The 25498-nt window shown below is 64.6% G+C and carries 22 protein-coding genes; 8 read left to right on the top strand and 14 right to left on the bottom strand.

All coding sequences use genetic code 11. The features are described from left to right. Window positions 1–21 precede the first annotated feature (21 nt). The 3 genes from CV770_RS16330 (at window position 22) to CV770_RS16340 (ending at window position 4923) form a co-directional block, all read left to right on the top strand. The gene (locus CV770_RS16330) at window positions 22–1053 is read left to right on the top strand and encodes an ABC transporter substrate-binding protein (protein WP_104463027.1); all 1032 of its coding nucleotides are present in this window, start codon (window positions 22–24) and stop codon (window positions 1051–1053) included. Beyond that, entirely contained in the window at window positions 1050–3743 is a 2694-nt protein-coding gene (locus CV770_RS16335; protein ID WP_104463028.1) for a hybrid sensor histidine kinase/response regulator, read from the top strand. Before CV770_RS16330 ends, CV770_RS16335 begins: the two co-directional genes overlap by 4 nt. Window positions 3744–3963: 220 nt before the next feature. Then, window positions 3964–4923 carry a c-type cytochrome gene (locus CV770_RS16340; protein ID WP_245453770.1) on the top strand — a complete coding sequence of 320 codons (960 nt, stop codon included), beginning with the start codon at window positions 3964–3966 and terminating at the stop codon, window positions 4921–4923. A 144-nt stretch (window positions 4924–5067) separates the two neighbouring features. Here the strand turns inward: CV770_RS16340 and CV770_RS16345 are convergent, their stop codons facing one another. Beyond that, window positions 5068–5544, bottom strand: coding sequence for a hypothetical protein (locus tag CV770_RS16345; protein WP_104463029.1), 477 nt, complete (start codon window positions 5542–5544; stop codon window positions 5068–5070). A 457-nt stretch (window positions 5545–6001) separates the two neighbouring features. Then, entirely contained in the window at window positions 6002–6910 is a 909-nt protein-coding gene (locus CV770_RS16350; RefSeq protein ID WP_165637099.1) for a LysR family transcriptional regulator, read from the bottom strand. 129 nt (window positions 6911–7039) lie between these two features. On the opposite strand from CV770_RS16350, the gene CV770_RS16355 reads away from it, so the two are divergent. Together CV770_RS16355 and CV770_RS16360 are read left to right on the top strand one after the other, a co-directional pair. Beyond that, on the top strand, window positions 7040–7978 hold the full coding sequence (locus tag CV770_RS16355; RefSeq protein ID WP_104463030.1) for a ring-cleaving dioxygenase: 939 nt from the start codon (window positions 7040–7042) through the stop codon (window positions 7976–7978). After that, a complete protein-coding gene (locus CV770_RS16360; protein ID WP_091952844.1) occupies window positions 7975–8601 on the top strand; it encodes an alpha/beta hydrolase in 627 nt (208 codons plus the stop codon). Before CV770_RS16355 ends, CV770_RS16360 begins: the two co-directional genes overlap by 4 nt. 202 nt (window positions 8602–8803) lie before the next feature. Here CV770_RS16360 and CV770_RS16365 read toward each other — a convergent pair whose 3' ends face one another. Continuing rightward, complete coding sequence (locus CV770_RS16365) at window positions 8804–9739, bottom strand: LysR family transcriptional regulator (RefSeq protein WP_104463031.1); 936 nt, start codon at window positions 9737–9739, stop codon at window positions 8804–8806. A 97-nt stretch (window positions 9740–9836) separates the two neighbouring features. On the opposite strand from CV770_RS16365, the gene CV770_RS16370 reads away from it, so the two are divergent. Together CV770_RS16370 and CV770_RS42610 are read left to right on the top strand one after the other, a co-directional pair. Then, on the top strand, window positions 9837–10712 hold the full coding sequence (locus CV770_RS16370; RefSeq protein ID WP_104463032.1) for an aldo/keto reductase family oxidoreductase: 876 nt from the start codon (window positions 9837–9839) through the stop codon (window positions 10710–10712). Between the two features lie 557 nt (window positions 10713–11269). Continuing rightward, a complete protein-coding gene (locus tag CV770_RS42610) occupies window positions 11270–11422 on the top strand; it encodes a hypothetical protein (protein ID WP_201759880.1) in 153 nt (50 codons plus the stop codon). Window positions 11423–11571: 149 nt separating this feature from the next. Here the strand turns inward: CV770_RS42610 and CV770_RS16375 are convergent, their stop codons facing one another. The 9 genes from CV770_RS16375 to CV770_RS16410 all read right to left on the bottom strand — a co-directional run bounded on the left by CV770_RS16375 (window position 11572) and on the right by CV770_RS16410 (window position 21706). Continuing rightward, window positions 11572–12777 (bottom strand): calcium-binding protein, encoded by a 1206-nt coding sequence (locus tag CV770_RS16375; protein WP_104463033.1) that lies wholly within the window; start codon window positions 12775–12777, stop codon window positions 11572–11574. Between the two features lie 250 nt (window positions 12778–13027). After that, entirely contained in the window at window positions 13028–14230 is a 1203-nt protein-coding gene (locus CV770_RS16380; protein WP_104463034.1) for a calcium-binding protein, read from the bottom strand. A gap of 258 nt (window positions 14231–14488) precedes the next feature. After that, window positions 14489–14632 carry a hypothetical protein gene (locus CV770_RS42150; RefSeq protein WP_161499997.1) on the bottom strand — a complete coding sequence of 48 codons (144 nt, stop codon included), beginning with the start codon at window positions 14630–14632 and terminating at the stop codon, window positions 14489–14491. 159 nt (window positions 14633–14791) lie between these two features. After that, window positions 14792–16288, bottom strand: a complete 1497-nt coding sequence (locus tag CV770_RS16385; RefSeq protein ID WP_104463035.1) for an ABC transporter substrate-binding protein — start codon at window positions 16286–16288, stop codon at window positions 14792–14794. A 54-nt stretch (window positions 16289–16342) separates the two neighbouring features. Next, the gene (locus CV770_RS16390) at window positions 16343–17347 is read right to left on the bottom strand and encodes an ABC transporter ATP-binding protein (RefSeq protein ID WP_104463036.1); all 1005 of its coding nucleotides are present in this window, start codon (window positions 17345–17347) and stop codon (window positions 16343–16345) included. Continuing rightward, window positions 17344–18357: an ABC transporter ATP-binding protein gene (locus CV770_RS16395; RefSeq protein WP_201759881.1), complete on the bottom strand. Its 1014-nt coding sequence runs from the start codon at window positions 18355–18357 to the stop codon at window positions 17344–17346. The genes CV770_RS16390 and CV770_RS16395 overlap by 4 nt, the downstream gene beginning before the upstream one ends. A 2-nt stretch (window positions 18358–18359) precedes the next feature. Continuing rightward, entirely contained in the window at window positions 18360–19253 is an 894-nt protein-coding gene (locus CV770_RS16400) for an ABC transporter permease (protein WP_091952868.1), read from the bottom strand. Further along, a complete protein-coding gene (locus CV770_RS16405) occupies window positions 19250–20200 on the bottom strand; it encodes an ABC transporter permease (RefSeq protein WP_091952871.1) in 951 nt (316 codons plus the stop codon). The genes CV770_RS16400 and CV770_RS16405 overlap by 4 nt, the downstream gene beginning before the upstream one ends. A gap of 84 nt (window positions 20201–20284) precedes the next feature. After that, complete coding sequence (locus CV770_RS16410) at window positions 20285–21706, bottom strand: amidase (protein ID WP_201759883.1); 1422 nt, start codon at window positions 21704–21706, stop codon at window positions 20285–20287. A gap of 123 nt (window positions 21707–21829) precedes the next feature. Between CV770_RS16410 and CV770_RS16415 the strand changes: the two genes are divergently transcribed. Continuing rightward, window positions 21830–22717 (top strand): LysR family transcriptional regulator, encoded by an 888-nt coding sequence (locus tag CV770_RS16415; protein ID WP_091952876.1) that lies wholly within the window; start codon window positions 21830–21832, stop codon window positions 22715–22717. Between the two features lie 159 nt (window positions 22718–22876). On the opposite strand, the gene CV770_RS16420 is transcribed toward CV770_RS16415, so the two are convergent. Beyond that, entirely contained in the window at window positions 22877–23812 is a 936-nt protein-coding gene (locus CV770_RS16420; protein ID WP_104463060.1) for a carbohydrate kinase family protein, read from the bottom strand. A gap of 5 nt (window positions 23813–23817) precedes the next feature. After that, window positions 23818–25464 (bottom strand): FGGY-family carbohydrate kinase, encoded by a 1647-nt coding sequence (locus CV770_RS16425; RefSeq protein WP_104463039.1) that lies wholly within the window; start codon window positions 25462–25464, stop codon window positions 23818–23820. Window positions 25465–25498 lie beyond the last annotated feature (34 nt).

Genomic DNA, 25498 nt, shown 5'->3' on the forward strand with positions numbered 1-25498 from the left:
AGCCATCATGCGAAGAGTTTCATGACCGAACGGCCTTCCGCTCTCGCGGTCGATCGCCGCGGGTTCATTCGCCTTGCGGGCGCAACTGCCGCAGGATGGGTCGCGCTCGGCGCAACATCGGATCGCATGCGGATCGTCGCATCGTTGACCGCATTGCCGCTCGACGACGAGCTGACCCGGCGGAGCCTGATCGACAGCACGACCTCCCGCCTCGGTGGCCTCGTCGCCGGCTTGAGGCAGCGCGGCTGGGTCGAAGGCGCCAACTTCCGCCTCGAGCTCCGTTCGACCTTCGGCGGACCGGACAGGCTCAAGGCCGCAATTCAGGAATTGCTGGAGCTGAAGCCGGACGTGATCCTGACGGGGTCGACGGTCGAAACCGCGGCGGTCCTTGCCGCCACCAGGACCATCCCGATCGTCTTCGCGACCGCCAACGATCCCGTCGGCAATGGCTTCGTCGAAAGCCTTGCGCATCCCGGCGGCAACGTCACCGGCTTCACCAACAGCACCGCCGAGATGGGCGGTAAATGGCTGCAGCTGATCCGCGAGGCCGTGCCTGATCTTGCGCGCGTCGGTATCCTGTTTAACCCGGCGACCACCCCTCGCGGCGGGCGTTTCTTCCTCGACTCGATCGAGCAAGAGGCCGCCGAGTCCGGAGTGTCCGCAATCCCCGCCCCCCTCAACGCGCCGACGGACATCGACGAAGCCGTCAGGCGCTTCTCCGAGCCGCCCAAGGCGGCAATGATTGCGCTGGTCGACAGCTTCCTGGTCGTCAACCGGAAGGCGGTCGTTGCGGCGGCGGCCAAGTATCGCGTGCCCACGATCTATCCGTTCCACTACTTCATGGAGGCCGGCGGATTGATGAGCTACGGGCCGACGCTCGAAGTGCGCTCGGCCGACTATGTCGATCTCATCCTGCGCGGCACCAAGGCCGGCGACCTGCCAGTGCAATCGCCGCGGAAATACGAGCTGCTGATCAACCGCACGGTCGCCCGCACGCTGGGATTGACCATACCATTCACGCTGCTCGCGCGCGCCGACGAGATCCGCGAGTGAACGAAACGGTCGACGAGGGACATTTGCGAACGCCTCCCGGCCGGCTGTTCCGCAAATATCTCTACTCGATCGTCGCCCTCGCCTTTGCCGCGCTCGCCATCAACACCGGCTTCGACGTCTGGTTCTCCTATCGCGAGCAGAAGCAGCTTCTGGCGGCGACCCAGCGCGAGCAGGCAGCGTCCGCGGCGATTCAGATCGGCCAATTCATCGGCCAGATCGAAAACCAGATCCGATGGCTCTCGCGCCTGCCGCCGGAGCTGTCGACCAACGAAGACGAGCGCCTGAACGCCATCCGTCTCCTGCGCCTCTCCCCGGCGATCGCGGAGATCGCCGAGCTCGACTCGCACGGGCTTGAACAGATGCGTGTGTCCCGCCGTGTGGCAGACCGAATCGGCAGTAAAGCCGACCTCTCCGCCTCGCCCGCCTTTCGCGGAGCCAACGAAAGCCGGGCCTATTACGGGCCGGTCTACTTCTTCGGCGACACCGAACCCTTCATGACGCTCGCCACGCGCGGAATTGGCCGCAATCCCAATGTGATCGTCGCCGAGGTCAATCTGCGTTTCATCTGGGACCTCGTCGCCGGGATCAGGGTCGGCAACACGGGCAAGGCCTACGTGGTGGACCGCACGGGGGTCTTGATCGCGCATCCCGATTTGTGGCGGGCCCTGCAACGCAGCGATCTCTCCGGCCATGCCGACGTCCGCGCCGCGCTTGACGGCGTGGGGCCGCCCTCCGGCGGCCTGGTCAAGGAGGACCTGTCCGGTCAGCGCGTGCTGTCGACCTATGCGACGGTCCCCTCGCTAGGCTTGCTGGTGTTCGTCGAGCTGCCGCTCAGCGAAGCCTATGCGCCGATCTATGCGTCGATTGGCCGTTCGACCTTTCTCCTCGTCGTCCTGCTGGCCGGAGCGGTGCTGGTCTCTCTCTTTCTCAGCCGGCGCATGACGGGGCCGATCCAGCTCCTGACGCAAGGCGCACGGCGGATCGGGAGCGGCGATCTCGGCCTGCGGCTCGCGATCAAGACCGGCGACGAGCTGGAAGCGCTCGGCGACCAGTTCAACCGGATGGCCGCGCAGCTGCGCTATTCCTACGCGACGCTGGAGCGCAAGGTGATCGAGCGCACCTCCGAGCTGGAGAAAGCGCGCGATCAGGCCCTCGCCGAGCACGATGCCGCCGAGCGCGCGCGCAGCGCGGCGGTGGCGGCCAATGAGACCAAATCGCGCTTCCTCGCCGTCGTCAGCCACGAACTGCGTACGCCGCTGAACGGCGTCATGGGGGTGCTTCAGCTGCTCGACGACGGCAAGCTCGGCGAAGCGCAGCGGCGCCACCTCACGACCGCGGCCACATCGGGTGAGACGCTGATCGCGCTGGTCGATGCCATCCTGGAATATGCGCGCCTGGAGGCCAGCGCCGAAACCCTGGAGCCGCGTAATTTCCGCCTCGACCAGCTGATCGAGACGGCCGCCGACCTGATGCGGCCCCAGGCCTTCGGCAAGGGACTGACTTTTGACCTCGCCTGCGATGCCACGGTCAATACCTCCGTGCACGGCGATCCCGTGCGGCTCAATCGCATCCTGCTCAATTTGATCGGCAACGCGATCAAGTTCACACCATCAGGCGGGATCGCCGTCAACGCAGCCGCCGAGCGCTATGACGGTCATATCCTGCTGCGCGTTAGCGTTCGCGACACCGGCATCGGCATCGCCCCCGACATGCATGAGCGGATTTTTGAGGATTTCGTTCAGGCGGACGACAGCATCGCGCGGCGGTTCGGCGGCACCGGCCTGGGCCTCGCGATCGCGCGGCGTCTCAGCCGTTTGATGCGCGGCGAGCTGACGGTGGAGAGCACGCCGGGCGCGGGCAGCTCGTTCATGCTTGAAGTGCCGCTCGGCCTCGCCGCGAGCGGTATCGCACAAGGCGCGCTTCCGCCGCCGTCGCGGCAGCTTCGCGTGCTGCTGGTCGACGACGATCCCGTCAATTGCGAGGTCGGCGAAGCGATCCTGAAGCGGCTCGGCCACCGCGCGATCATTGCCAGAAACGGTGCGTCGGCCATTGAGTTCGCCAGCGGTCAGACGTTCGACATCATCCTGATGGATCTGCACATGCCCGACATGGACGGCGTCGAGGCGGCGTCGCGGATCGGCAAGCTCGGTCTGCCGAAGATGCCGCGCATCATCGCCGTCACCGCGGACGTGTCCTCCAGCGCACGCGAGCGGCTCGCCGACGCAGGCATTGTCCAGATCGTCAGCAAGCCGATCCTGATCAACGCGTTGCGCGAGGCGATCGAGGACGATCCGGAGGTCGAGCCGGCAGGCGTGCAACTCGCAGCCGGCGCCTTGATCGACCGGTACTATCTCGACGACCAGAAAGAGCTGCTCGGCGCCGCGCAAATCACAAAGCTCCACCACTTGCTGGAGGAGACCAGCGAAAAGCTGATCGACGACATCACCAAGGCTGCCGCGACCGGCGACCACAAACAGCTCGCCCGACACGCACATCAACTCGGCAGCGCCGCTGGCGCGCTCGGCCTCGTCAGCATGTTCGAGCGCTGCCGCGAGATCGAGCTGGCGGCGGCCACGATGTCTCCACTCGAGTGCCAGAGTGCCGCGCGTGAGCTCGCTGCGCTGCGAGCAGCCTCGATGAGCGCGCTCGACGATCTGCTCCGGCCCGCCGAGCAGCGGTCGGTCAGCTAGATTTTCTCAGATCGTGCTCTTAGCGTTTTGACCCCGAGCAGGCCAAGACGGCTGAAATCGCACATTGACGTCTCCGAGTCCCCGGCGTTGAATGGTGTTTTCGATATGGCGGAGGAGCTGCGGCGTCCCGTCGCCCGACAAGCGGTCGGTTAGCCGCTCCTGATCTTCGCCTTCGGGAAGTACAGTTTGGCTTCACCGACGCGCTGGGAGGTCGAGGGCCATGAGATTTCCGACCGCTCTATGGGTGTTCTCGTTGGCATTGCTCACCGCGGCGGGGGCGCGTGCGCAAATCCAGGAGGGCCCGCCAGCATGGGCCTACCCGGTCAACCCGCCCAATTTTCAACGCACGCCAGACGATGGCACGATCAGGCGCGTTCCTGATAGCGCAGCCGGTTTTACGCTCACGCAGTTGCGCGATCTGTTCGCCGCGCCCGACTGGCATCCGGACGATCATCTACCAATGCCAGAGATCGTGGCGAGGGGGAGAAAGCCAGAGGTGTTCGCGTGCGGCGTCTGCCATCGGGCAGACGGACCGGGCGGCCCTGAGAATGCCAGCCTATTTGGCCTCTCCGCGGAATACATCATTCAGCAAACGGCGGAGTTCAAGACGGGTCTGCGCACGAACTCTGCGTCTCGCGTGGCCACCGACCTGATGATCAAGTTGTCCAAAGCGGTGACAGATCAAGAACTCGCAGAGGCGGCAGCCTACTTCGCCTCCATCAAGCCGAGATCGAATATTGTCGTCGTTGAGGCCGAGGCGGTGCCAAAAACACAGGTGAGAGACCTGTTCCTGGCTCCGCTGGACGGCGCCGAGAAAGAGCCCATCGGTCAGCGCATCATCGAGATACCGGAAAACGTTGAACACTTTGTCAGCCGGGACTCGCGCGCTCGTTTCATCGCCTACGTCCCGGTAGGCAGCGTTCAAAAAGGACAGACGCTGGCAACGAACAGCGATCCGCGCGTCCAGTGCGGGGCCTGTCACGGTGCTGACCTCAACGGGACTGCCATCGCGCCGGGGCTTGCGTCCCGTTCGCCCACCTACATGTTCCGGCAACTCTATGACTTCAAATCGGGTGCGCGGAAGGGCGCCAACAGCGAACTCATGAAACCGGTTGTCGAGAATCTCAGCGTCGACGACATGATCGCGCTGGTTGCCTTTTCAGCGTCGCTCAAGCCCTAACATTCTTCGGGGCTGTGCAGAGTGGCCCAGCCGGCGCGTCGGTTCTTCAGCAGGTCGCCCGGCCGCCAAATGTGCCGCCGGCCGGGCCAACACGCCACCCAAGGAATTAGCTTCCTTCGTGTGGGATCTGTGACCATTGCGCTGTCACGAACCGGACGCTTTAACGACGAGCTTTATGTTCAGCAGGTTGACGCCCTTGAATGGGTTCGGCGCGCTTTCGATTGTTCCCGTACCCGTGGCGTTCGCGTAGGCACCTGTGCCCGACAGGATGGTGTATTCGCCCGTTGATTTGCCGTCTTTGGCCGAACCGGTGTAGCGCGCCGTAATCGAGCCTTCCTCGAACGTGTACGTGCTGTAGCCGAAGAAGGGGCCCGACCCTTTGAGCAAGTCCGAAGTATTGACGAACTCTTTCACTCCGATACGGCCATCGTTGAAGACGGCGACCCCAAAGAATTTGCCAGAGACAACCGTCTGTCCCTCGACGTTTGCGGCCTCTATTACCTTGAGGTCGATTGGCTTCGTAACCAGCTTGAACTCAAGCACCCGCTCACCGGCTACAGCAGTCGATGCCGCGACGGCCAATGCCACGCCAGAAAGGAAAAAGGTGAGAGACTTCCGCATAGCTTCCTCCTGCGCTTGTTGAAATCAGTCGAGAAGTGTGAGCTACTCATCGTGCCCGGCTCTTCGCGGTGGCACCGAAGAGAGCCCTCGGAACGCCCCGACAGCGGCTGAACTCTCTCTGTCCTGAGGCGCGAAGTCGGGACGCTAATATGAGTCCCAAGGCACGGGAAGAAAGTTCAACTTTCCGGTGCGGTATAATCGTATCCAGCCACTGCGCGGACTCTCAGCAAAGGCACAATCATCATGGCCTTTTCTGGTCGCCGGACTTCATCCAATCGTTCGCGGGAGAGCAATTCCGGGAATCACTGTCAGCAACGTTGACAATAGGAGAACCCTTGCCGCTCACCCCTCAAAGGCAAATCCCCTGAGTGTCCGCCGTGTAACTCGCTTCTTGACTCATCGCGATAGATCGCTGCGAGCCGTTGCCCGGGCAGAGTCATGGCTTTCCGACCCAGCCTCAGCGCGTGCGCACGCGCTCATCTTCCCGCCCAAACCGCTCCACGAGAAAGTCGATGAACAGCCGCACCTTCACCGACAAATGCCGCGTCGGCGGATAGACCGCATAGAGCGCCAGCGGCGGCGCGGAATAGTCTTGCAGTACCGCCCGCAGCTCGCCCTTCTTCAACGCGTCGGCAGCGATGAACTCCGGCAGCAGCGCCAGCCCCCTGCCCTTGATCGCGACGTCGCGCAGCACCTCGGCATTGTTGACGCAGAGCGACCAGGCCGGCTGGATCCAGTGATCGCCATCCGCGCCGGTAAGCTTCCACTGATTGCCGGTGAGCAGGAAGCCGTAGGTCAGCGAGGCGTGCTCGCGCAGATCCTGCGGGTGCTTTGGCGTGCCGTGACGTGCGAGATAATCCGGCGAAGCGCAGATCATGCGCGCCACCGGCATGATTTTTCGCGCGATCAAGCTCGACGATTCCAGTTCCGCGATCCGCAAGGTCACGTCAAAACCGTCCTGGACGGGATCGAGCAGGTCGTCGCTGAGCACGATCTGGAGCTGGAGCTCGCCATAGCGCGCCATGAAATCGGCGAGCACGGGACCGAGCCGCATCGTGCCGAACGACATCGGCGCGTTGACGCGCAACAATCCGCGCGGCGCCGACTGGGCCTGCGTCACCGCCTGGTCGGCGGCCTCGATCTCCGAGAGGATGACGAGCGCGCGCTCGAAGTAGCGCTGGCCGTTCTCGGTCGGGCTGGCATGCCGCGTGGTCCGGTTCAGGAGCTGCACGCCGAGGCTCTCCTCGAGGTCGGCGACGTATTTGCTGATCGCCGAGCGCGACAGCCGCAACTGCCGGCCCGCTTCGGCAAAACTGCCGCTTTCGACCACTTTCACGAACGCGCGGAGGCTACCAAGCTTATCCAAGGGCTGCTTCAGCCGATTGTTTCCAAATCGTAGACATAGCCGTCATATTTGCATGGATTGTCTCCAATCCAAAGCGGAACGATATTTCCGGCCAGAGCAAGACGCTCCCCGAACTCTGGAGGAACGACAATGTCTGGACTGCACCATGTCACCGCAATCGCCGGCGACCCCATCAGGAATTTCGGCTTCTACACGCGGGATCTCGGCCTGCGCTTCGTCAAGAAGACGGTCAATTTCGATGATCCCGGCACCTATCACTTCTATTATGGCGACGAGACCGGCCGCCCCGGCACCATCCTGACCTTCTTTCCGTGGGCGGGCGTTCCGGCCGGGCGCCGCGGCGTCGGCGAGACCCATCAGACCGCCTTCCGCGTGCCGCAGCGCTCGCTCGGCTACTGGACCCAGCGTTTCACCGAGAAGGGCATTGCCTACGAGGCGCTGGAAAAGCGCTTTGGCGAGTCCGTGCTGCCGTTCACCGATCCCGATGGCATGGCGCTGGCGCTGGTCGGCATTCCCGGCGCCGAGAGCGAGCCCGGCTGGAGCAATGGCGACGTGCCGGCCGAGCACGCGATCCGCGGTTTCCATGGCGTGACCTTGCTGCTCGACAGCGCAGCGAAGACGGCCGCCGTCCTCACCGACGTGTTCGGCTTCAAGGAGACCGGCCGTGAAGGCACGGTGATCCGCTTCAAGGCGCCCGGCGATGTCGAGGGCAGCGTCGTCGACATCTACGAGGCCAAGGGCTTTTTGCGCGGCCATCAGGGCGGCGGCTCGGTGCATCACATCGCGTTCCGCGCGGCTGATGATGCCGAGCAGGGCAAGATGGCGCAAAAGCTCGTGAGCAATCACGGCCTGCATCCGACCGAGCAGAGGGACCGCAACTACTTCCGCTCGATCTACTTCCGCGAGCCCGGCGGCGTGCTGTTCGAGATCGCGACCGACATCCCCGGCTTCGCTGTCGACGAACCTGTCGCGACGCTGGGACAAGACCTGAAGCTGCCTGCCTTCCTCGAAGCGCAGCGCAAGCAGATCGAGGGCGTTCTGCCGAATCTGGAAGAGAGCGTGTCATGACCGAGACTGAATTCATCCATCGTTTCGAGCCCGCGACCAGCGCGGGCTCCCCTCCGCTGTTGCTGCTGCACGGCACCGGCGGCGACGAGAATGACCTGCTCGGGCTGGGCAAGATGATCTCGCCGGGGTCCGCCCTGCTCTCGCCGCGCGGCCGCGTGCTCGAGCACGGCATGCCGCGCTTCTTCCGTCGTCTCGCCGAAGGTGTGTTCGACGAGGACGACGTCCGCCACCGCGCGAACGAGCTCGGCGAGTTCGTCAACGCGGCGCGGCAGCGCTACGGCATCGCCGCGCCGGTCGCCGTCGGCTTCTCCAACGGCGCCAACATCGCAGCCGCGCTGTTGCTGCTGAAGCCGGACGTTCTGGCCGGCGCGATCCTGCTGCGCGCGATGGTGCCGCTGTCGGATCCGCCCACAGCCGATCTTGCAGGCAAGCCGGTCCTGCTATTGTCCGGGCAAGGCGACCCGATCGTGCCGGCCAGCAATTCGGCCAAGCTTGCGGCTCTGCTCTCGCAAGCAGGCGCGAGCGTGACCCACAGGGTCCTGCCGGCGGGCCATCAATTGTCGCAAGCCGATTTGACGCTCGCCCGCGACTGGATCGGCAACGTCGACGCCAAGGCAGCATGACCTGGCAGGCGGCGCATCGTTTCCAAACGGTGCGCCGCCGCCTTCACTCGAACCGCGCGTCGTGGGTCGCACCCATACGGCCTTGATCGCGCCGAAGGGATGCTCGACTGTCTCACGTCGCGTCCACATGGCGTCTGGAGTGGAATCGAGCCGCCTCTCAACTCTCAAGAAGCGAGCGTCTCGCTACTGGCAAACGCATTGCCTATGCGGTGGGCGTCGCGCCAAGCGCTGAGTGCGATGGTACACCCCTTACGAAGTCTATGAATGCGCGCAACGGCGCCGGCACGAGACGTCTGCCAGGATAGTAGAGAAAGGGACCCGAAAAGCTCTGCCACCAGGGTTCGAGGACCGGCTCGAGCTGACCACTGGCGAGATGGGGACGAAGCCAGTCCTCGAAGAGGCAGACAATGCCGGTACCGGCGATGGCGGCGGCAACGGCGAGATCTGTCGCTGTCCCGACGCTGACCAGCAGCGGTCCTTTGGGTTCGACGCGAACGATTTCGCCATCCCGTTCAAACTCCCACGGAGCCACCATCGCACCGGACGAAAGACGACCGCCAAGACAAGCGTGGTTGACAAGGTCGCGAGGATGATTGGGCCGGCCGTAGCGATCCAGGTAGTTTGGAGAGGCAGCGGTTGCAAAGCGCTGAACGCGAGGTCCGATTGGAATCGCGATCATATCCTGCTCCAGACGCTCGTCGTATCGGATGCCGGCATCACAACCGGCGGCCAGAACGTCGATAAAATTACTCTCCGCAATGACCTCCAGCCGAATGTCTGGATAAGCCGCGAGGAAGCGGGGCGCGATGGTGGGCAGCACGAGGCGCGCCGCGCTGACAGGCACGTTGAGACGCAGCGTACCTGCTGGCCTGTTGCGGGAGCTGTTGACAACATCGACGGCAGCTTCCACCTCGGCGAATGCTGGCCCGAGCCGCTCGAGGAGACGCTGACCTGCCTCAGTGGGCACCACGGTTCGCGTCGTCCGGTTCAACAATCTGACGCCGAGTTGCGCTTCCAGCCTGGTTATTGCTTCGCTGAGTCCTGACGCACTCGCCCCGCTCGACCGAGCTCCGTCCCGAAAGCCTCCGGCCCGCGCGACGGTCACAAAAGCGTTCAGTTCACCCAGATCGACTTTCACTGTTCGCTTCTCCGAACAACCCGTTCGGATTGTACCCGATTATCGAGCGCGCGGGCAACGTCTACCTACCGGCCATTGGTTCTTATGGAGATGACCTATGCCCAACACCGCCCTAACTGCCAGCTTTGAGCTCGGAGACCGCCGCGTGAAGCGGCTTGGCTACGGTGCCATGCAGCTTGCTGGCCCGCACGTGTTCGGTCCGCCCAGGGATCGCGCCGCCGCGTTGGCTGTGCTGCGAGCGGCCATCGCGTCCGGCGTGAACCATATCGACACAGCCGACTTCTACGGCCCGCATGTCACAAACCAGTTGATCCGTGAGGCGCTGCACCCCTACCCCGGGGATCTCGTCATCGACACCAAAATCGGGGCTCGGCGTGGCGCGGACGCCTCATGGAATCCGGCCTTCTCGCGCGAAGAGCTCACCCAGGCGGTCCACGACAATCTGAAAAATCTCGGGGTCGACGCACTCGATGTCGTCAACTTTCGCGTCATGATCGACCGGCATGGCCCCGCCGAAGGCTCGATCGAAGCGCCGCTGAACGTCTTGGCCGATCTCCAACGTCAGGGCCTGATAAGGCATATTGGGCTGAGCAACGTGACCGCGACGCAGGTCGCGGAAGGACGCAAGATTTGCAAGATCGTCTGCGTGCAGAACCAATACAATCTGGCCCACAGGTCTGACGACTCCTTGATCGACGACCTTGCTCGGGACGACACTGCCTACGTGCCGTTCTTCCCGCTCGGCGGGTTCACCCCCCTGCAATCGTCCACTCTGACCGATGTCGCTGCTCGCCTCGGTGCAACGCCCATGCAGGTCGCGCTTGTTTGGCTCCTTCGTCGCTCACCTAACATCCTCCTTATCCCCGGCACTTCGTCCGTCGCGCATTTGCGCGAGAATCTCGCCGCGGCCGAACTCGATTTGCCGGATGATGCGATCGATGAGCTGAATGGCCTTGCCGGGAGCCCCGGTTGAGACGGTTTCCGGGCGCAGCATGGTGACAGTGCGGCCTCATGCCAAATTGAGGCCGACAGTATGAAAATGGAAACGCTCATGGACACTCAAGACCCTGGCCGGCGCTTACGGCTACTACAACTCCGGCTGCGACTATGACAAGCTACGAACAGTATATTTGTCCGGGGCAATATACTTACGGGTATTGATCAGCCAAAGTTTGGGACGGTGGTTCGAAGCCGCCGTACTCATGCCTCGGCCAGAGCGCCGCTTCGTCAGCGGCCATCGTGAGTTTGTAAGATGGCCAAGATGCCCACCGCGTGGCGGCGTCTACAATCTGAGACTGGGACCTGAGTTGCAGCTTTTGCAGCAGCCGCTTCCGCTGTTCGCCAACTTGATCAGCTCTTCCGCCGATCTGAACCGCAATGGTGCGCTGAACTCGGGGAGTAACAGCCGATAATGCTCCTTCCGTCACCGCGAGACTGTTCACTTTTGGCCACAGCCGCCATCGCTAATGCAATTGGCTTATGCGCAGCAAGTGCGGGACGAACCGATCATAATTCGATAGAAACGGTCATATGACCGACCAAGGTGCTGACGTCCAGGCTGCTATGCAGTATTTGACCTGGGCACTGGAAAAGATCGAAACGGTGGGCAACCAAAAAGCAGCCCACCACGCCCGTATGGCCTTAGAGGCGCTGCGCAAGGGTTCAGCTGATAAGACTGAATAATCAGCTTCGGCCTGGCACAGAAGGCCCGCTTCGGCTCAGAAGCGCTCGTCCAAGCGCTGAAGTGGTAGCGCTGCTGGGCGGCCAAGAGTGCAACCCGCGTCTCGCCCCGCCGCGGGCGGGGCGAGATCGTTGCTCCCAGCGCAGCTCGCTCAGATGAGGAAGTCGGTCTGGTGCAGGCTCGCCGCTTGCACGCCGTCGAGCGTGATGCTGTCGCTCGCCGACAGATGAATCACGGCGTCGCCGGCGGCATTGTCGCTGATCAGGCTCGACAGAGCCGTCCAATCCGCAAACCCGTAATCGTGCACATTGATCAGGTCGTGCTCCGTCACCGTGCTACCGACCGCTTTGTTGCCCTGATCGAAGTCGGTGATCAGGTCATTGCCGGAGCCGGCGTTGAAGACAAAGGTGTCGCTGTTCCCCCCGCCCGAAAGCTGGTCATCGCCATTGCCGCCGTTGAGGATATCCCTGCCGCCGGTGATCGAGCCCGGCGTCGCGGGGGCATAGTTCGCGGCATCACCATAGAGGTGATCGTTGGTTGCTCCGCCGGTGAGAATATCGTTACCGCCTTGGGCATTGCCGGACATGGTCCGCGCATCGCCGAAGAGCTCCGGGTTCGTAAAATGGAGGGTGTCGGGGCTATCGGTCTTGAGCGTGAGAATGTCGTCGCCCCCCTGGGCATTGTCGGTCAGCGAGGTCGCCGAATCTCCGTAGCCAAATCCGGCGGTCCAGACGATGTCGGTGCCGAAGGTGAAGGTGATGTTGTCGTTGCCGCCATGCGCATCGCCGCTGATGGAGCCGATGGAATCGCCGCTAGCTGTCGCAAAGCCCTGCATGGTGTTCACAGTGATGTCGAGCGTGTCGTTGCCGCCCTGCGCCGTGCCACTCATGGAACCGCCGGCATCTCCGGCGTACACATTATCGTAGCTCCGCCAGCCCACCGCGCCGGTGATGACGTCGCTGCCGCCGTGTGAATTGCCCGACATGTCGCCAGCGACGTCGCCGAAAGCATGAGCGTTGGTGTACAGCGAATCGTCCTTGACGTTGATCGTGTCGTTGCCGCCCCTGGCGTCGTCGGTCATCGCCTGGGCATCGCCGACCACGAGGGCTTCGTTCCAGCCATAGTTGAAGTTGACCGTGAGCGTGTCGTTGCCGCCGTGAGACTGGCCGTGCAACGTCGTGTTGTCGTCGCCGAAGATCGTGACCTCTGCTTCGGGCTGGCTGATGGTCGCCGTCACGGTGTCGTTGCCGCCCCAGGCGTCCGCGGTGGTCGGAAAGTTCGGATCTCCGTAGACGGTTTCGATTTGACCAAACTGGTCGAGCAGGACGTCGATGGTGTCGTTCGGCAGATGCTGCATGGCGTAACTCCCATTTCATTGTCGGAAGCGGGCCTGACGGCGGCGAGATTCTTGCGCGACGTGCTGTGACCACGCTTCACGGAGACGAATCTAGTTCTGGTCGATGGCGGAGGTTTGCTGGAATTCGGGACAGAGTTTGATGGCGACGGGTTTCGCTGCGCCGTGCGGCGAAACTCGTCATTTGCGCAGCCGCGATCGCGATGCCGCTCCGCGCGTCGCGGGGCGACACCGCCGCTCTTGCTCTGCGCCTTCAGATGATGAAGTCGGTCGGATGCAGGTTTGTCGCGTGAATCCCGTCGAGCGTGATCGAATCGTTGGCGGAGAGATGAATCACGGCATCGCCGGCGGTGTTGTCGCTGATCAGCTTCGACAGCGCCGTCCAGTCAGCGAAGCCGTAGCCCTGCACGTCGATCAGATCCTGTTCCACCGCGGTGCTGCCGACGGCCTTGTTGCCCTGATCGAAGTCGACGATCGTATCGTTGCCGGAGCCGGTGTTGAACACGAAGAAGTCGCTGCTTCCCCCGCCCCACATCCGGTCGTCGCCGGCTCCGCCGTTCAGCGTGTCGACGCCGCCGGTTATCGAGCCCGGTGTGGCCGGTTCGTAGATTCGCGCATCGCCGTACATGAAGTCGCGACCCGCGCCGCCATTGAGGACGTCGTTGCCGCCATGGGAATTGCCGACCATGGTCGGCGCATCGCCGTACATCTGCGCGCCGGCTTCCGCGTACTGGCCGTCGAGCTTGACGGTGAGCACATCGTCGCCGCCCTGGGCGAAATCCATCAGGGATGCCGCCGAATCCCCGAACAAGGCTCCGCTCGAGATGGCGCTGCCGCCGTTCAAGGTGACGGTCAGGTTGTCGTTGCCGCCATGCGCGAGCCCCCTCAGGGAACCGATGGCGTCTCCGCTGACAGTCGCCGCGCCGTCCGTCGTGAGCACGCTGACATCGAGTGTGTCGTTGCCGCCGTGCGAGGTGTCCATCATGAAACCGCCGGCATCGCCGGCGAACAAATTGGCGCCGCCGCGCCACGCGATTGAGCCGGTTATGTCGTCATGGCCGCCCTGCGCATTGCCCGACATGTCGGCCGCGACGTCACCGAAGGCAGAGATCGTCGTGTAGACGGTGCGGCCAGCATCCGCGACGATCGTGTCGTTGCCGCCCTTGGAATCATCGATCATCGACTGGGTATCGCCGATCACGATGGCGGTGTCCCAGCCGCCGTCGATGTCGGCGATCAGCGTGTCGTTTCCGCCTTGGGAATGACCAAGCAGCATCGCGTGGTCGTCGCCGAAGATCGTGAGTTTGGCATTGAGCCCGGCTACGGCGGCCGTCACGGTGTCATTGCCGCCCACGACGTCGGTGGCTACTGGAAAGCCGGGGTCTCCATAGACGGTCGCGATTTGGCCAAATTGGTCAAGCGTGACGTCGTAGGTGTCGTTCGGCAGATGCTGCATGGCGTAACTCCCATTTCATTGTCGGAAGCGGGCCTGACGCCTGCAGAGTGCTTTTTTTTGCAAGACGCGTTGTTGACCACGCTTCACCGGGAGCGAATCTACCTTTGGTAGATGGCAGAGATTTGTTCGGGAGAGAGTTTGATTGCGCACATGGAACCGCGCTGACATCGCGAGGAACCTCGCCGCAGGTTGCGCATCCGTGAAGGCCTGATGACCTGCCTGCAAAAGCGTGCTGGCGAACGTCGGAGTGTCTGCTTGCTACGGCACCAGGCGGAACTTGCCTCCGTCGACCTCGGTCAGGAAGGCGGAGCGCTCGTCATACCCGTTGTGGTCGGTCGGGCTCGTCGTCGACAGGGCGTTGTTGAGATAGTGTTTTGCCCGACGGGTCAATGTCCAGCGCATCGCGCCGGCATTGAACCTCGCAACGCACAAGCCATTGAAATGACTACGCCCGGCTACTGTGCATGGGGTTGTTTTTCAGGTTTTTGTTTTGAACGGGAGGCGCCCTCTCCCACAAGGGAGAGGGCGCAGAGCAACACGGATGCTGCGCCGATGCAGCCCCTACTCCCAGGACCACGTCGAGAAGTCGTTCTCGTATTGCGGCACGTCCTTCCAGACGCCCTTCAGCTTCTTGTTGGTGATGGTGATGAGCTGCGGTTGGTACAGGTAGGCGGAGACGGCGTCGGTCGCGAGCATGCGCTGGGCGTCGCCGAGCAGTTTTGCGCGCGCGGCATCGTCCGGCGTCGACACGATCTGCTTGTAGAGTGCGTTGAACGCCTCATTGTTGTAGCCGAGATAGTAGTCCGCCTCGGTGATCTTGACGAGATCGAACGGCTCGACATGGCTGATGATGGTGAGATCGAAATTGTGCGGACCGTTGCCGGCGAACACCTGCGACAGCCATTGCGCCCATTCGACGTTCTCGATCTTGGCGACGATGCCGACCTTGGCGAGCTGGGCTGCGGCGATCTCGCCGCCCTGCCGCGCATAGGACGGCGGCGGCAGCTTGAGCGACAATTCGAGCGGCGTGGTGACGCCGGCTTCAGTGAGCAGCTTCTTGGCCTTCTCGGGGTCGTAGGGGTTGATGCCGGTGGTGTCGACATAGCCGAGCGCCCCCGGCACATAGAAGCTGCCGATCGGCGTGCCGAAACCGTCGACGGCGCCGTCGATCATGGCCTTGCGGTCGATCGCGGCGAGGATGGCGCGGCGGACGCGGACGTCGTCCAGCGGCTTCTTGCGGTGGTTGATCGCGACGATGGTCTTGGCCCTGGAGCCGCCGACCAGCACCGAGAACCGCGGGTCGGCCTTGAACTGGCCCATGGCGCGCGCCGCAGCGACGCGCGGAAATGCATCGACGTCGCCCGACAGCAGCGCTGCCACCTGCGCCGCCGGATCGGAGATGAAGCGGATCGTCACCTTGGAGAGCTTGACCGCGGAGGCGTTGCGGTAGTCCGCCCATTTGGTCAGCGTGATCGAGGAGCCCTTGGCCCAGGCACCGAGCTGATAGGGCCCGGTGCCGACCGGCTGCGTGACGTTGGTGGCAGCGCTCTTCGGCTCGACGATCGAGCCGCCCGCCTGCCCCAGCAGGAACGGCAGGTTCGGCTCGCCGTATTTCAAGGTGATCACGACCGTGTCGGCATCGGGCGCCTCGACCTTCTCGAAGGCCTGGTAAAGGCTCTTGTCCTTGTTGGTGCTGTTCGGCGCGGCGTTGCGCTCGAATGAGAACTTCACCGCGGCAGAATCGAACGCCTCGCCGTTATGGAATTTGACGCCCTTGCGCAGCTTGAATGTATAGGTCTTCAGATCAGGCGAAGCGGTCCAGCTCTCCGCCAGCAGCGGCGAGACCGAGCCGTCCTCGTTGATCTTGGTCAGCGTCTCGTAGATGTTGTAGAGCGTGACCTCGGCGATCGCTGCAGCGGCGGCATTGGTCGGGTCGAGCCCCGGGGGCTCCAGCGCCATCGCCATGACGACGCTGTCCTTCTTGCTCTGCGCCAGCACGGGCAAAGGCGTTGCGACCAACGCGGCGGCAAATGCAACGATCGACAATTTCCTGAACATGCGTAACTCCCCGGCCAGTTCTGTTCTAAGCCTACGCCAATCCTGCTCCGGACACTAACCTTCCATGGCCGCCTGCGGCAACGCCATCACAGCCTCCGCCTTGTGGCAGGCGGCAAGATGCCCCTCGCCCACCTTGCGTAACTCAGGCATGGCCTCGCGGCAATGCTGGTCGGCGAGCGGACAGCGCGCGACATAAGGGCATCCGGTCGTGGCCGCCGATTGCGAGGCGATCGCCTGGCCCCCGCGTCGCCGCCGGCCGCCGCCGGCGCGCGCCCGCGGCACGGCATCCAGCAGCGCCCGCGTATAGGGATGGGCGCAGTGCTCGAACAGGTCTTCGGGCCGTCCCTGCTCGACGATCCGGCCGAGATACATCACCGCGACCTCGTCGCAGAGATAGTCGACCACGGCGAGGTCATGGCTGATCAGGATGTAGCTCAGGCCGAACTGCTCCTGGAGATCCTGCATCAGGTTCAGCACCTGCGCCTGCACGGAGACGTCGAGCGCGGAGACCGGCTCGTCGGCGACGATCAGCTTCGGCTGGGTGATCAGCGCACGCGCAATCGCGATGCGCTGGCGCTGGCCGCCGGAGAATTCGTGCGGATATTTCTCCATGTCCGCATCGCGCAAGCCGACCTGGCGCAGCGCTGCGGAGACGCGCGCGCGAAAGGTGGCGCGATCTGCGTCCTCCAGCACGGTGAGCGGCTCGGCGACGATGCGGGCGACGGTCTGGCGCGGATCGAGCGATCCGTAGGGGTCCTGGAACACCATCTGGAAATCGCGGCGGGTGCGGCGCAGCTCGTCCGCGGAGATGCGATTGAGGTCGCGGCCGAGCAGCGCGACCTGGCCCGACGTCGGCCGCTCCAGCGCCATCACCAGCCGCGCGAAGGTCGACTTGCCCGAGCCGGACTCGCCGACGACGCCGAGGCTCTTGCCGGCGGCGACCTGCACGCTGACGCCATTGAGCGCGCGCACCTGGCCCGGCGGACGGAACAGGCTCTCCCGCGGCAGGGCGTAGCGCTGCTCGAGATCCTTCACGTCGAGAAGAGGCGCAGCGGTCATGCGGACAGCGCTCCGACGTTTTCAGCCATCGAGACATCCGTCCTGATGCAACGCACGACGTGCCCGGGTCCGACGTCCACCATCGGCGGCAACGCGGCGCGGCACTGATCGATCACCAGCGGACATCGGTCGGAGAACGTGCACCCCGCCGCCAGATCTGCAAGCTCCGGCACGGTGCCCGAGATCGTCTTCAGCCGCGTCCCCTTGCGCGCGCCGAGCTTCGGCCGGGCGCGAAACAGGCCCTGCGTATAGGGATGCCCCATCCGGCGGAACACCTCGTCGGTCGGCCCGCTCTCGACGACGGTGCCGCCATACATCACCATCATGCGCTGCACGTTCTCGGCGATGACGCCGAGATCGTGCGAGATCAGGATCATCGACATGCCACGCTCCTCGACGAGATCGGCGATGAGGTCGAGGATCTGGCCCTGGATGGTGACGTCGAGCGCGGTGGTCGGCTCGTCCGCGATCAACAGATCCGGCTCGCAGGCGAGCGCCATGGCGATAGTGATGCGCTGGCGCTGGCCGCCGGAAAACTGGTGCGGATAGGCATCGACGCGCTTGGCCGGATCGGGAAGCCCGACGCGATCGAGCAAGGCGATCGCCTCTTTGCGCGCCTGCGCCGCCGAATACTTCTTGTGACGTCGCAGCGGCTCGGCGACCTGATGCCCGATCGTGTGCATCGGATTGAGCGCAGTCATCGGCTCCTGGAAGATCATGCTGATGCGGTTGCCGCGCAGGCGGCAATAATCGGCATCCGGCAATCGCGCGAGCTCGTCGCCGTCGAGCTTGACGCTGCCCGAGACCACTGCGCTATCGGGCAACAGCCCCATCAGGGACATCGCCGTGACCGACTTGCCGCAGCCGGACTCGCCGACCAGCCCCAGTGTCTCGCCGCGCTTCAGGGCAAAGCTGACGCCACGCACGGCCTGCGCCGGCCCGCGGCTGGTATTGAGGCGCACGCCGAGATTTTCAACTTCGATCAGCGGCATGACGCGTTGCTCGCCCATCGTCATCGCTCCCGTGCCAGTCGGGGATCGAGCAGGTCGCGCAATCCGTCACCGAGAAGATTGAGGCCCAGCACCGCGATCGCGATCGCTGCGCCCGGATAGACGGCGAGCATCGGCGACTGGAACAGCAGCGTCTGGGCATCGTTCAGCATCCGCCCCCAGGACGGCTGCGGCGGCTGCGTGCCGAGACCGAGATAGGACAGCGCGGCTTCGGCGAGAATGGCGAGCGCGAACTGGATGGTGACCTGCACGATCAGGATCGACAGAATATTCGGCAGCACGTGCTCGATGGTGATGCGGAACGCACCCTTGCCTGCCGCGCGCGCGGCCAGCACGAATTCGCGCGCCCAGATCGCGTTGGCCGAGCCGCGCGTCAGCCGGGTCAGCGTCGGGATCTGGAAGATGCCGATCGCGACGATCGATGTGACCATCCCCGGCCCCACCACCGCGGCGAGCATGATCGCGGACAGCACCGCCGGAAAGGCGAAGGTGAAGTCGGAGAAGCGCATGATGATCTCTTCGGTCCAGCCGCGCCGGGCCGAGGCGATCAGTCCGAGCGTGACGCCGAAGCTGAGACCGATGCTGACGGCGATGACGCCGACCATGATGGTGGCGCGGGCGCCGGCGAGCAGCAGCGAGACGATGTCGCGGCCGAAGGAATCGGTGCCGAGCCAGTGCGCCGCCGACGGCGGCCGCAGCTTCGAAGCGATATCGATCTCGTAGGGCGACCACGGCGTCCACACCAGCGAGAGCAGCGCCGAGGCAAGCACCAGTAGGCTCAGCGAACCGCCGAGCACGAAGCTGCGATGGCGCAGCGCTCGGCCCCAGAAGGTCTTGGCCGGCACGCGGCGCGCCGCGAGCGGCGCGTCAACCGGAGTGGTCAGGGGCGCGCTCACAGGTCGTGGACCTTGATGCGGGGATCGATGAAGGCATAGAGCACGTCGACCACGAAATTGACGATGACGACCATGGTCGCCAGCAGCATCACGCAATTTCGCACCACGATCAGGTCGCGGTTCGCGATCGACTGGAAGATCAGGCGGCCAAGGCCCGGCAGATAGAACACGTTCTCGATCACGATGGTGCCGGCGAGCAGATTGGCGAATTGCAGCCCCATGACCGTCATGACGGGGATCATCGCATTTCGCAGCACGTGGCTCCACAGCACCTCGCGCTTGCCGAGCCCCTTCGCGCGCGCCGTTCGAACAAAGTCCTCGCGCAGCACTTCCAGCACCGCCGAGCGCGTGACACGCGCAAGGATCGCAGCCTGCACCACCGCAAGCGAGATCGCCGGCAGCAGCAGCGACTTGACGCCGAGCCAGATGCCGTCCTCCCAGCCGGAAAATCCCCCTGCCGAGAGCCATTGCAGCCGCACCGCGAACAAGAGCACCAAGAGGATCGCGAACCAGAAATTCGGCAACGCGATGCCGACCTGCGTCAGCGACATCACGCCGACGTCCCCGAGCTTGTTGTGGTTGGCGGCGGTGTAGATGCCGGCCGAGAGCGCCAGCGTCACCGTGATCGTCATGGCCATGATCGCGAGCGGAATGGTCAGCACCAGCCGCTCCGCGATCAGGCTGGCGACCGGGGTGCCGTAGACATAGGAGTTGCCGAGATCGCCGACGAGGAGGCCCTTGATCCATTGCAAATAGCGAACCGCCAGCGGCTGGTCGAGCCCGAGCTTGACGGTGAGCGCGCGGACCGCATCCGCCGAGGCATCGGCGCCCATCAGCATCTGCGCGGCATTGCCGGGAAGCGCATCGAGCACCAGGAAAATGATCAGGGATGCGCCGACCAGCGTCGCCAGCAAGGTCAACAGACGTCGGAGGACAAATACGCTCATGCGCGCTCGGCTTCAGGGCTCAGCTGCGGCACGATCAACATGTCCGGGCGGCTGAGGCAAGCCTTTTGCTGCATGCCCATCTCCTCAAGCCGGCCAGCGGGACAGAAGGTCGCTTGAAGCCTCGAACAGCGCGCTGACGCGCAGCAATTCCGCATCGGCACGGAAGCGGCCGACGAGCTGAAGCCCGATCGGCAGGCCGTCGCGGCCAAAGCCAGAGGGCAGGCTGACGGCGGGATGGCCGGTCATGTTGAACGGCATGGTCCAGGGAAACCAGTGCGGCCGGACGCTGTCGAAATGGGCTCCGTCGATCTCGATGGAGCCGAACAAATCCTGCTTGATCGGCAGCGCGGTGCGCGTGAGCGTCGGCATCGCGAGGAAGTGTCCGCGCGCAAGTAGCGATTGCACGCGGCGGAACAGCGCGGTGCGCGCGAACATGGCCTCCTGGTAGTCGACGCCGCTGACTTCGGTCGCAAGCGCGAGCTGCTTGAGGAAGGCCTCGCTCAGCTCGTCCTTGTGCTCGGCTGCGAGTTTTGCAAAGCGCGTGCGCCAGACCGTGTGGTTGATGGCGCGCCAGATCGGCTCGATATCGAAACCGTCGCCGGAAAATTCCTCGAGCTCGGCGCCGAGCCCCGCCAGCCTGTCGAGGCTCGCCTTGAAGCTGGCTGCGACCTCGGCGGACACCGGACGGCCCGGCGGCGTCAGGCAATACAGAATCCGCTGCCCGCGCAGATCGCCATGCGGGGCGGCCGTGCCGATGAAATCGGGCACGGGAACGCCGATCGACCAGGGGTCACAAGCATCCTCGCCTGACATCGCCTGCATCATCAACGCGGTGTCCGCGACGGTCCGCGTGGTCGGCGTGACATAGGTCTGGTTGCCGAACGCATCCAGCGCCTGACTATGGGGGATAACTCCGTTGCTCTGCTTTAAGCCCACCACGCCATTGCAGGCGGCGGGAATTCGCGTCGAGCCGCCGCCGTCGGTCGCGATCGCGAGCGGCGCGATGCCGCTGGCCACGGCAACGGCCGCGCCGCCGCTGGAGCCGCCGGAGGACCGGCACCGATCCCACGCATTGCGGGTGCGGCCGAACAAAGGCGAATCGGTCAGGCACTTGCTGCCGAATTCCGGCGTCGTGGTCTTGCCGATCAGGATCGCGCCTTCGGCGCGCAGCCGCGCCACCGCGAGGGCATCCTCGTTCGGCACATTGTCCTTGTAGGGAACGGCGCCGAAGGTGGTCTTGACGCCCTTGGTGTTGACGATGTCCTTGACGGTGACGGGGATGCCGTGGAGCAGGCCGAGCGGCTCGCCGGCCATCATCTTGCGCTCGGCGATACGCGCCTGCGCCATCGCCTCGTCGCCACACAGCGTGATGAAGCAGTTCAACTCGGGCTGGAGCGCCTCGGCGCGCGCGAGCACGGCACTGACGATCTCGACTGGCGAAATCCGCTTTTCGGCGATGAGGCCGCGCAGCTCGGTTGCGGACAGCAGACAGGGATCGCCGTTCATCGTCACATCACGCTCCGAAGCGGGCCGCCGTTGGCCCAAAGCATTGACAGCGAGAATGACAGTTTTGTTAACTCGCCGTCCAATACCATTTTGATGTGCAACCCATACGTTTTCGGTATGCCAATGGATCTTCGCCGCCTCCGCTATTTCGTCGCCGTCGCCGAGACACGCAGCGTCGGCAAGGCCGCCGAGCGGCTACGGATGGCTCAGCCTCCGCTGTCCGTCCAGATCCGCAAGCTCGAGGCCGAGATCGGCGCGCCGCTGTTCCGCCGCGGCACCCGCGGCATGGACCTGACCGAGGCAGGCCAGGCGTTGCTGGCGCGTGCGAGCGAAGCGCTGGCGCTGGCCGTCGATGGGGCCGAAGCCGCGCGCGCGGTCGCCGCCGGCAAGCGCGGGCGGCTCTCGGTCGGCTACATGTTCGTCCTGGCGAATGCGATGCTGCCGCGGCTCATCCCTGAACTGCGCCGCTCGGTTCCCGGCGTCGATCTCGACTTTGCCGAGCTCAGCGCATCGACGCGCGAGGCCAGGCTGCTCGACCGCAGCGTCACGGTTGCGCTGTGCATGCCGGCCATCAACCATCCCGAGATCCAGGTGGCTCGGATCGGTGCGCAGCCATTTATGCTGGCAATGCCGATCCGCTCGCCGCTCGCGCGGCTCGGCGCCGTGCCGATGGCGCGGTTGCAGGGCCGTCCGCTGATCGCGTTGCCGCCTCCGGAGCAAGATCCCGCCTCCTCGGCGGTCGCAGCCCTGCTGCGACGACATCAGATCGTGATGCCGATCGCGAGCCGGGTGGAGACTGTCCATTCGGCGATGAGCCTGGTTCTCGCCGGCGAAGGTCTTGCGATCGTGCCGGCCTGCGCCCAGCTCGGCGCGCCACGCGGCATCGTGTTCAGGCCGCTGCGCGATGCGGCCGATTCCATCGACATCGCGGTGTGCTGGCGGAGGGATTCCCAGAGCCCGCTGATCTCAAGGTTCATAAAATGCGCCGAGAAAGCCGTGGCACGGCTGTAACGCGGCGCCTTCCCCTGTGGGAGAGGGTGGATCGCCGCGAAGCGGCGAGACGGGTGAAGGGTCTCGCGCGGCAAACGAAGCTCTCGCGCTCGTGGACGCATACCCCTCATCCGGCGCTTCGCGCCACCTTTTCCCACAAGGGGAGAAGGGAAGAACGGGCTACAAGCTCCATGTGATCTCACGGCTCCAGGGCGGATCGGCGCCCGGGCGGGTGCAGGTCAGGCCGGCGCAATTGGCGGCAAAGGACAGCGCCCGGCGGAGCTCGTCGGCGCTAATGTCCTTCAATGCTTGCCGGGCAATGCGACCCTGCTTGTGCAGGGCAAAGAGCAGCGCAGCCTGAAAGCTGTCGCCCGCGCCGATCGTGTCGGCGACTTCGACCTTGGGCGCGGCGACCTCGATCTGCCCTGCCCCCGCGTGCCATGCGATGGCGCCATTGTTACCGCGGGTGATGACGACGAGGCTCGTGCCCTGCCCGAGCAACGCATTCGCCCGCTGCTCGTAAGGCTCGTCGCCGAAGAGATAGGCGAAGTCGACGTCGGACATTTTGATGAGATCGGCGCGGCCAGCGAACTCGGCCATGCGCGCCAGATAAGCCGGCTTGTCCTTGACCAGATTGGGCCGGCAGTTCGGATCGAACGAGATCGTCGATGACGCCCGCGCGTCCGCGATCAGCGCTGTCGTCTCCGCCGCGCCCTGGTCGTTGACGAGCGTGGTCGAGCCGACATGAACGGCTTCCACATTCGCGAACGGAATCGCCCCGCGCCGGTAGGTCCAGTTCCGCGTCGCGGTTCCGGCGTCATAAAAGGCGTAATGCGACTCGCCCGCGACGATGCGGACGAAAGCGAGCGTGGTCTGGTGATCACTGCGGGTGGCGAGATTGAGGTCGACGTTGGAGGCCGCCGCATGATCTGCAATCATCCGCCCGAACATATCGGTCGAGATGCCGCCGACGAATCCAGTAGGTGCGCCCAGCCGGGCCATGCCGATGGCGACATTGAGACAGGAGCCGCCGACCGCCGGCATCACGGCCTCGCGGCCTTGCGCATTTCGCGTCGGCACGAAATCGATCAATGCATCGCCGCAGGCAACCAGCATGTCCTTCAACCTCTCGCGATGTCGGCCATCGCCGCGCGGCTGCCGCGATCGACGTCGCGCAGGAGCTTATAGACCTCGCGCTTGCGGGCGTGAAACGCGGCCATGTCGGGCGCGGTCGGCTCGCTCTTCCGTCCCAGCGCCGACATTTTTGCCATGGTCTCGCCGATCGAGGCATAGGCGCCGCCGGCCACCGCCCCCAGCATCGCAGCCCCCAGCAGCACCGGCTCCCTGGTCTGCGGCAGCGCGACGGTGAGGCCCGTCGTATCCGCCATGATCTGCCGCACCAGCGGGCTGCGGCTCGCACCGCCTCCCATGATCATGATGCTGGAGCGGACGCCATGCGCGGCAAAAGCCTCGATCACCTCGGCGAGCCCATAAGCGAGTCCGCACAGGCCGGCGACGAACAGCCGCTCCATCGCGGCGATGTCGGTGTCGAGATCGAGGCCCGCGATCACCGCGCGCGTATCGGGGTCGGCGTAGGGCGAGCGGTTGCCGATAAATTCGGGGAGAACATGGATGTCGCGGGCGAGCAGCGCGGCACGGCTGGCGCTGCCTGCGCGCGCGATGATACGGCGCTCGAGGAAGTCGATGAGGTCGAGACCCTCGCTGCGTGCCGCCGCGCTCGCCTCGGTGTGGCCCGGATGCGACTTGAGGAGATGGTCGATCGCCGCGCCCGCGGCCGACTGGCCGCCCTCGTTGAGCCAGAAATCGGGAACCATCCCGGAGTAATAAGGCCCCCACACACCGGGAACGAAGCACGGCTCCGTCGTCGTCGCCATGATACAGGCCGACGTTCCCATGATGTAGGCAAGCCGGTCACTGACATCGCTCGCCCCGCCCGATCCGTCGCGGCCGCCGATCGCGCCGATGCCGCCGGCATGGGCATCGATCAGCGAGGCGCCGACCGGTATGCCCGGCGACAGGCCGAGCTCGGCCGCGGCCGTGCGGGTGAGCCCCGCGCCGAGCTGCGTACCGGGGGCGACAATCTCGGTGCCGATGCGGGCATATTTTTCGGCGACGAAGTCAGACAGGCCGATGCGCTTGAAAAACTGCGCGCTCCAGCCGCCGCCATCATGGGCGAGATAGTTCCACTTGCAGGTGACGGTGCAGGTGGAACGCTGGAGCGAGCCGGTCGCGCGCCAGGTCAGATAATCCGCGAGATCGAAGAAGTGGCCAGCGGCGTCGAAGCTCCCACGAAGGTGCCGCTTCAGCCATAGCAGCTTCGGCATCTCCATCTCGGGCGAGATCGAGCCGCCGACATAGCGCAGCACGGCGTCCTCGGTCTCGTTGATCAGCCGCGCCTCGGCGATGGCGCGATGATCCATCCAGACGATGACATTGCGTTGCTTGTCGCCGGATGCGCTGACCGTGAGCGGCTCGCCATGCTTATCGAGGACAACCAGCGAACAGGTCGCGTCAAAGCCGATGCCGCCGACGCTGTCAGGCGCGATGGCGGCTTCCGCCATCGCGGCCCGCACCGATGTCGCGCAGGCGTCCCAGATGTCCTGAGACGATTGCTCGACGATATCGCCGGCCTCGTGCCAGATCCGGATCGGATGCCGGGCGGTGGCCAAAAGCGTGCCGGCCTCGTCAAACACTCCGGCTCGCGTGCTGGTGGTCCCCACGTCGACGCCGATATACGCTCGCGGCATTGTCGCTCCCGGTCGCTTTCCGTCAGCTTTGACG

Source organism: Bradyrhizobium sp. AC87j1 (genome assembly GCF_002936975.1).
GTDB classification, from domain to species: Bacteria; Pseudomonadota; Alphaproteobacteria; order Rhizobiales; family Xanthobacteraceae; genus Bradyrhizobium; species Bradyrhizobium shewense.

Bases quoted from the DNA above. Each gene is read 5' to 3' on its own strand.
- CV770_RS16330 (WP_104463027.1), top strand. From the start codon at position 22: ATGACCGAACGGCCTTCCGCTCTCGCGGTCGATCGCCGCGGGTTCATT.
- CV770_RS16340 (WP_245453770.1), top strand. From the start codon at position 3,964: ATGAGATTTCCGACCGCTCTATGGGTGTTCTCGTTGGCATTGCTCACC.
- CV770_RS16345 (WP_104463029.1), bottom strand. From the start codon at position 5,544: ATGCGGAAGTCTCTCACCTTTTTCCTTTCTGGCGTGGCATTGGCCGTC.
- CV770_RS16355 (WP_104463030.1), top strand. From the start codon at position 7,040: ATGTCTGGACTGCACCATGTCACCGCAATCGCCGGCGACCCCATCAGG.
- CV770_RS16360 (WP_091952844.1), top strand. From the start codon at position 7,975: ATGACCGAGACTGAATTCATCCATCGTTTCGAGCCCGCGACCAGCGCG.
- CV770_RS16370 (WP_104463032.1), top strand. From the start codon at position 9,837: ATGCCCAACACCGCCCTAACTGCCAGCTTTGAGCTCGGAGACCGCCGC.
- CV770_RS42610 (WP_201759880.1), top strand. From the start codon at position 11,270: ATGACCGACCAAGGTGCTGACGTCCAGGCTGCTATGCAGTATTTGACC.
- CV770_RS16375 (WP_104463033.1), bottom strand. From the start codon at position 12,777: ATGCAGCATCTGCCGAACGACACCATCGACGTCCTGCTCGACCAGTTT.
- CV770_RS16380 (WP_104463034.1), bottom strand. From the start codon at position 14,230: ATGCAGCATCTGCCGAACGACACCTACGACGTCACGCTTGACCAATTT.
- CV770_RS42150 (WP_161499997.1), bottom strand. From the start codon at position 14,632: ATGCGCTGGACATTGACCCGTCGGGCAAAACACTATCTCAACAACGCC.
- CV770_RS16385 (WP_104463035.1), bottom strand. From the start codon at position 16,288: ATGTTCAGGAAATTGTCGATCGTTGCATTTGCCGCCGCGTTGGTCGCA.
- CV770_RS16390 (WP_104463036.1), bottom strand. From the start codon at position 17,347: ATGACCGCTGCGCCTCTTCTCGACGTGAAGGATCTCGAGCAGCGCTAC.
- CV770_RS16395 (WP_201759881.1), bottom strand. From the start codon at position 18,357: ATGGGCGAGCAACGCGTCATGCCGCTGATCGAAGTTGAAAATCTCGGC.
- CV770_RS16405 (WP_091952871.1), bottom strand. From the start codon at position 20,200: ATGAGCGTATTTGTCCTCCGACGTCTGTTGACCTTGCTGGCGACGCTG.
- CV770_RS16410 (WP_201759883.1), bottom strand. From the start codon at position 21,706: ATGAACGGCGATCCCTGTCTGCTGTCCGCAACCGAGCTGCGCGGCCTC.
- CV770_RS16415 (WP_091952876.1), top strand. From the start codon at position 21,830: ATGGATCTTCGCCGCCTCCGCTATTTCGTCGCCGTCGCCGAGACACGC.
- CV770_RS16420 (WP_104463060.1), bottom strand. From the start codon at position 23,812: ATGCTGGTTGCCTGCGGCGATGCATTGATCGATTTCGTGCCGACGCGA.
- CV770_RS16425 (WP_104463039.1), bottom strand. From the start codon at position 25,464: ATGCCGCGAGCGTATATCGGCGTCGACGTGGGGACCACCAGCACGCGA.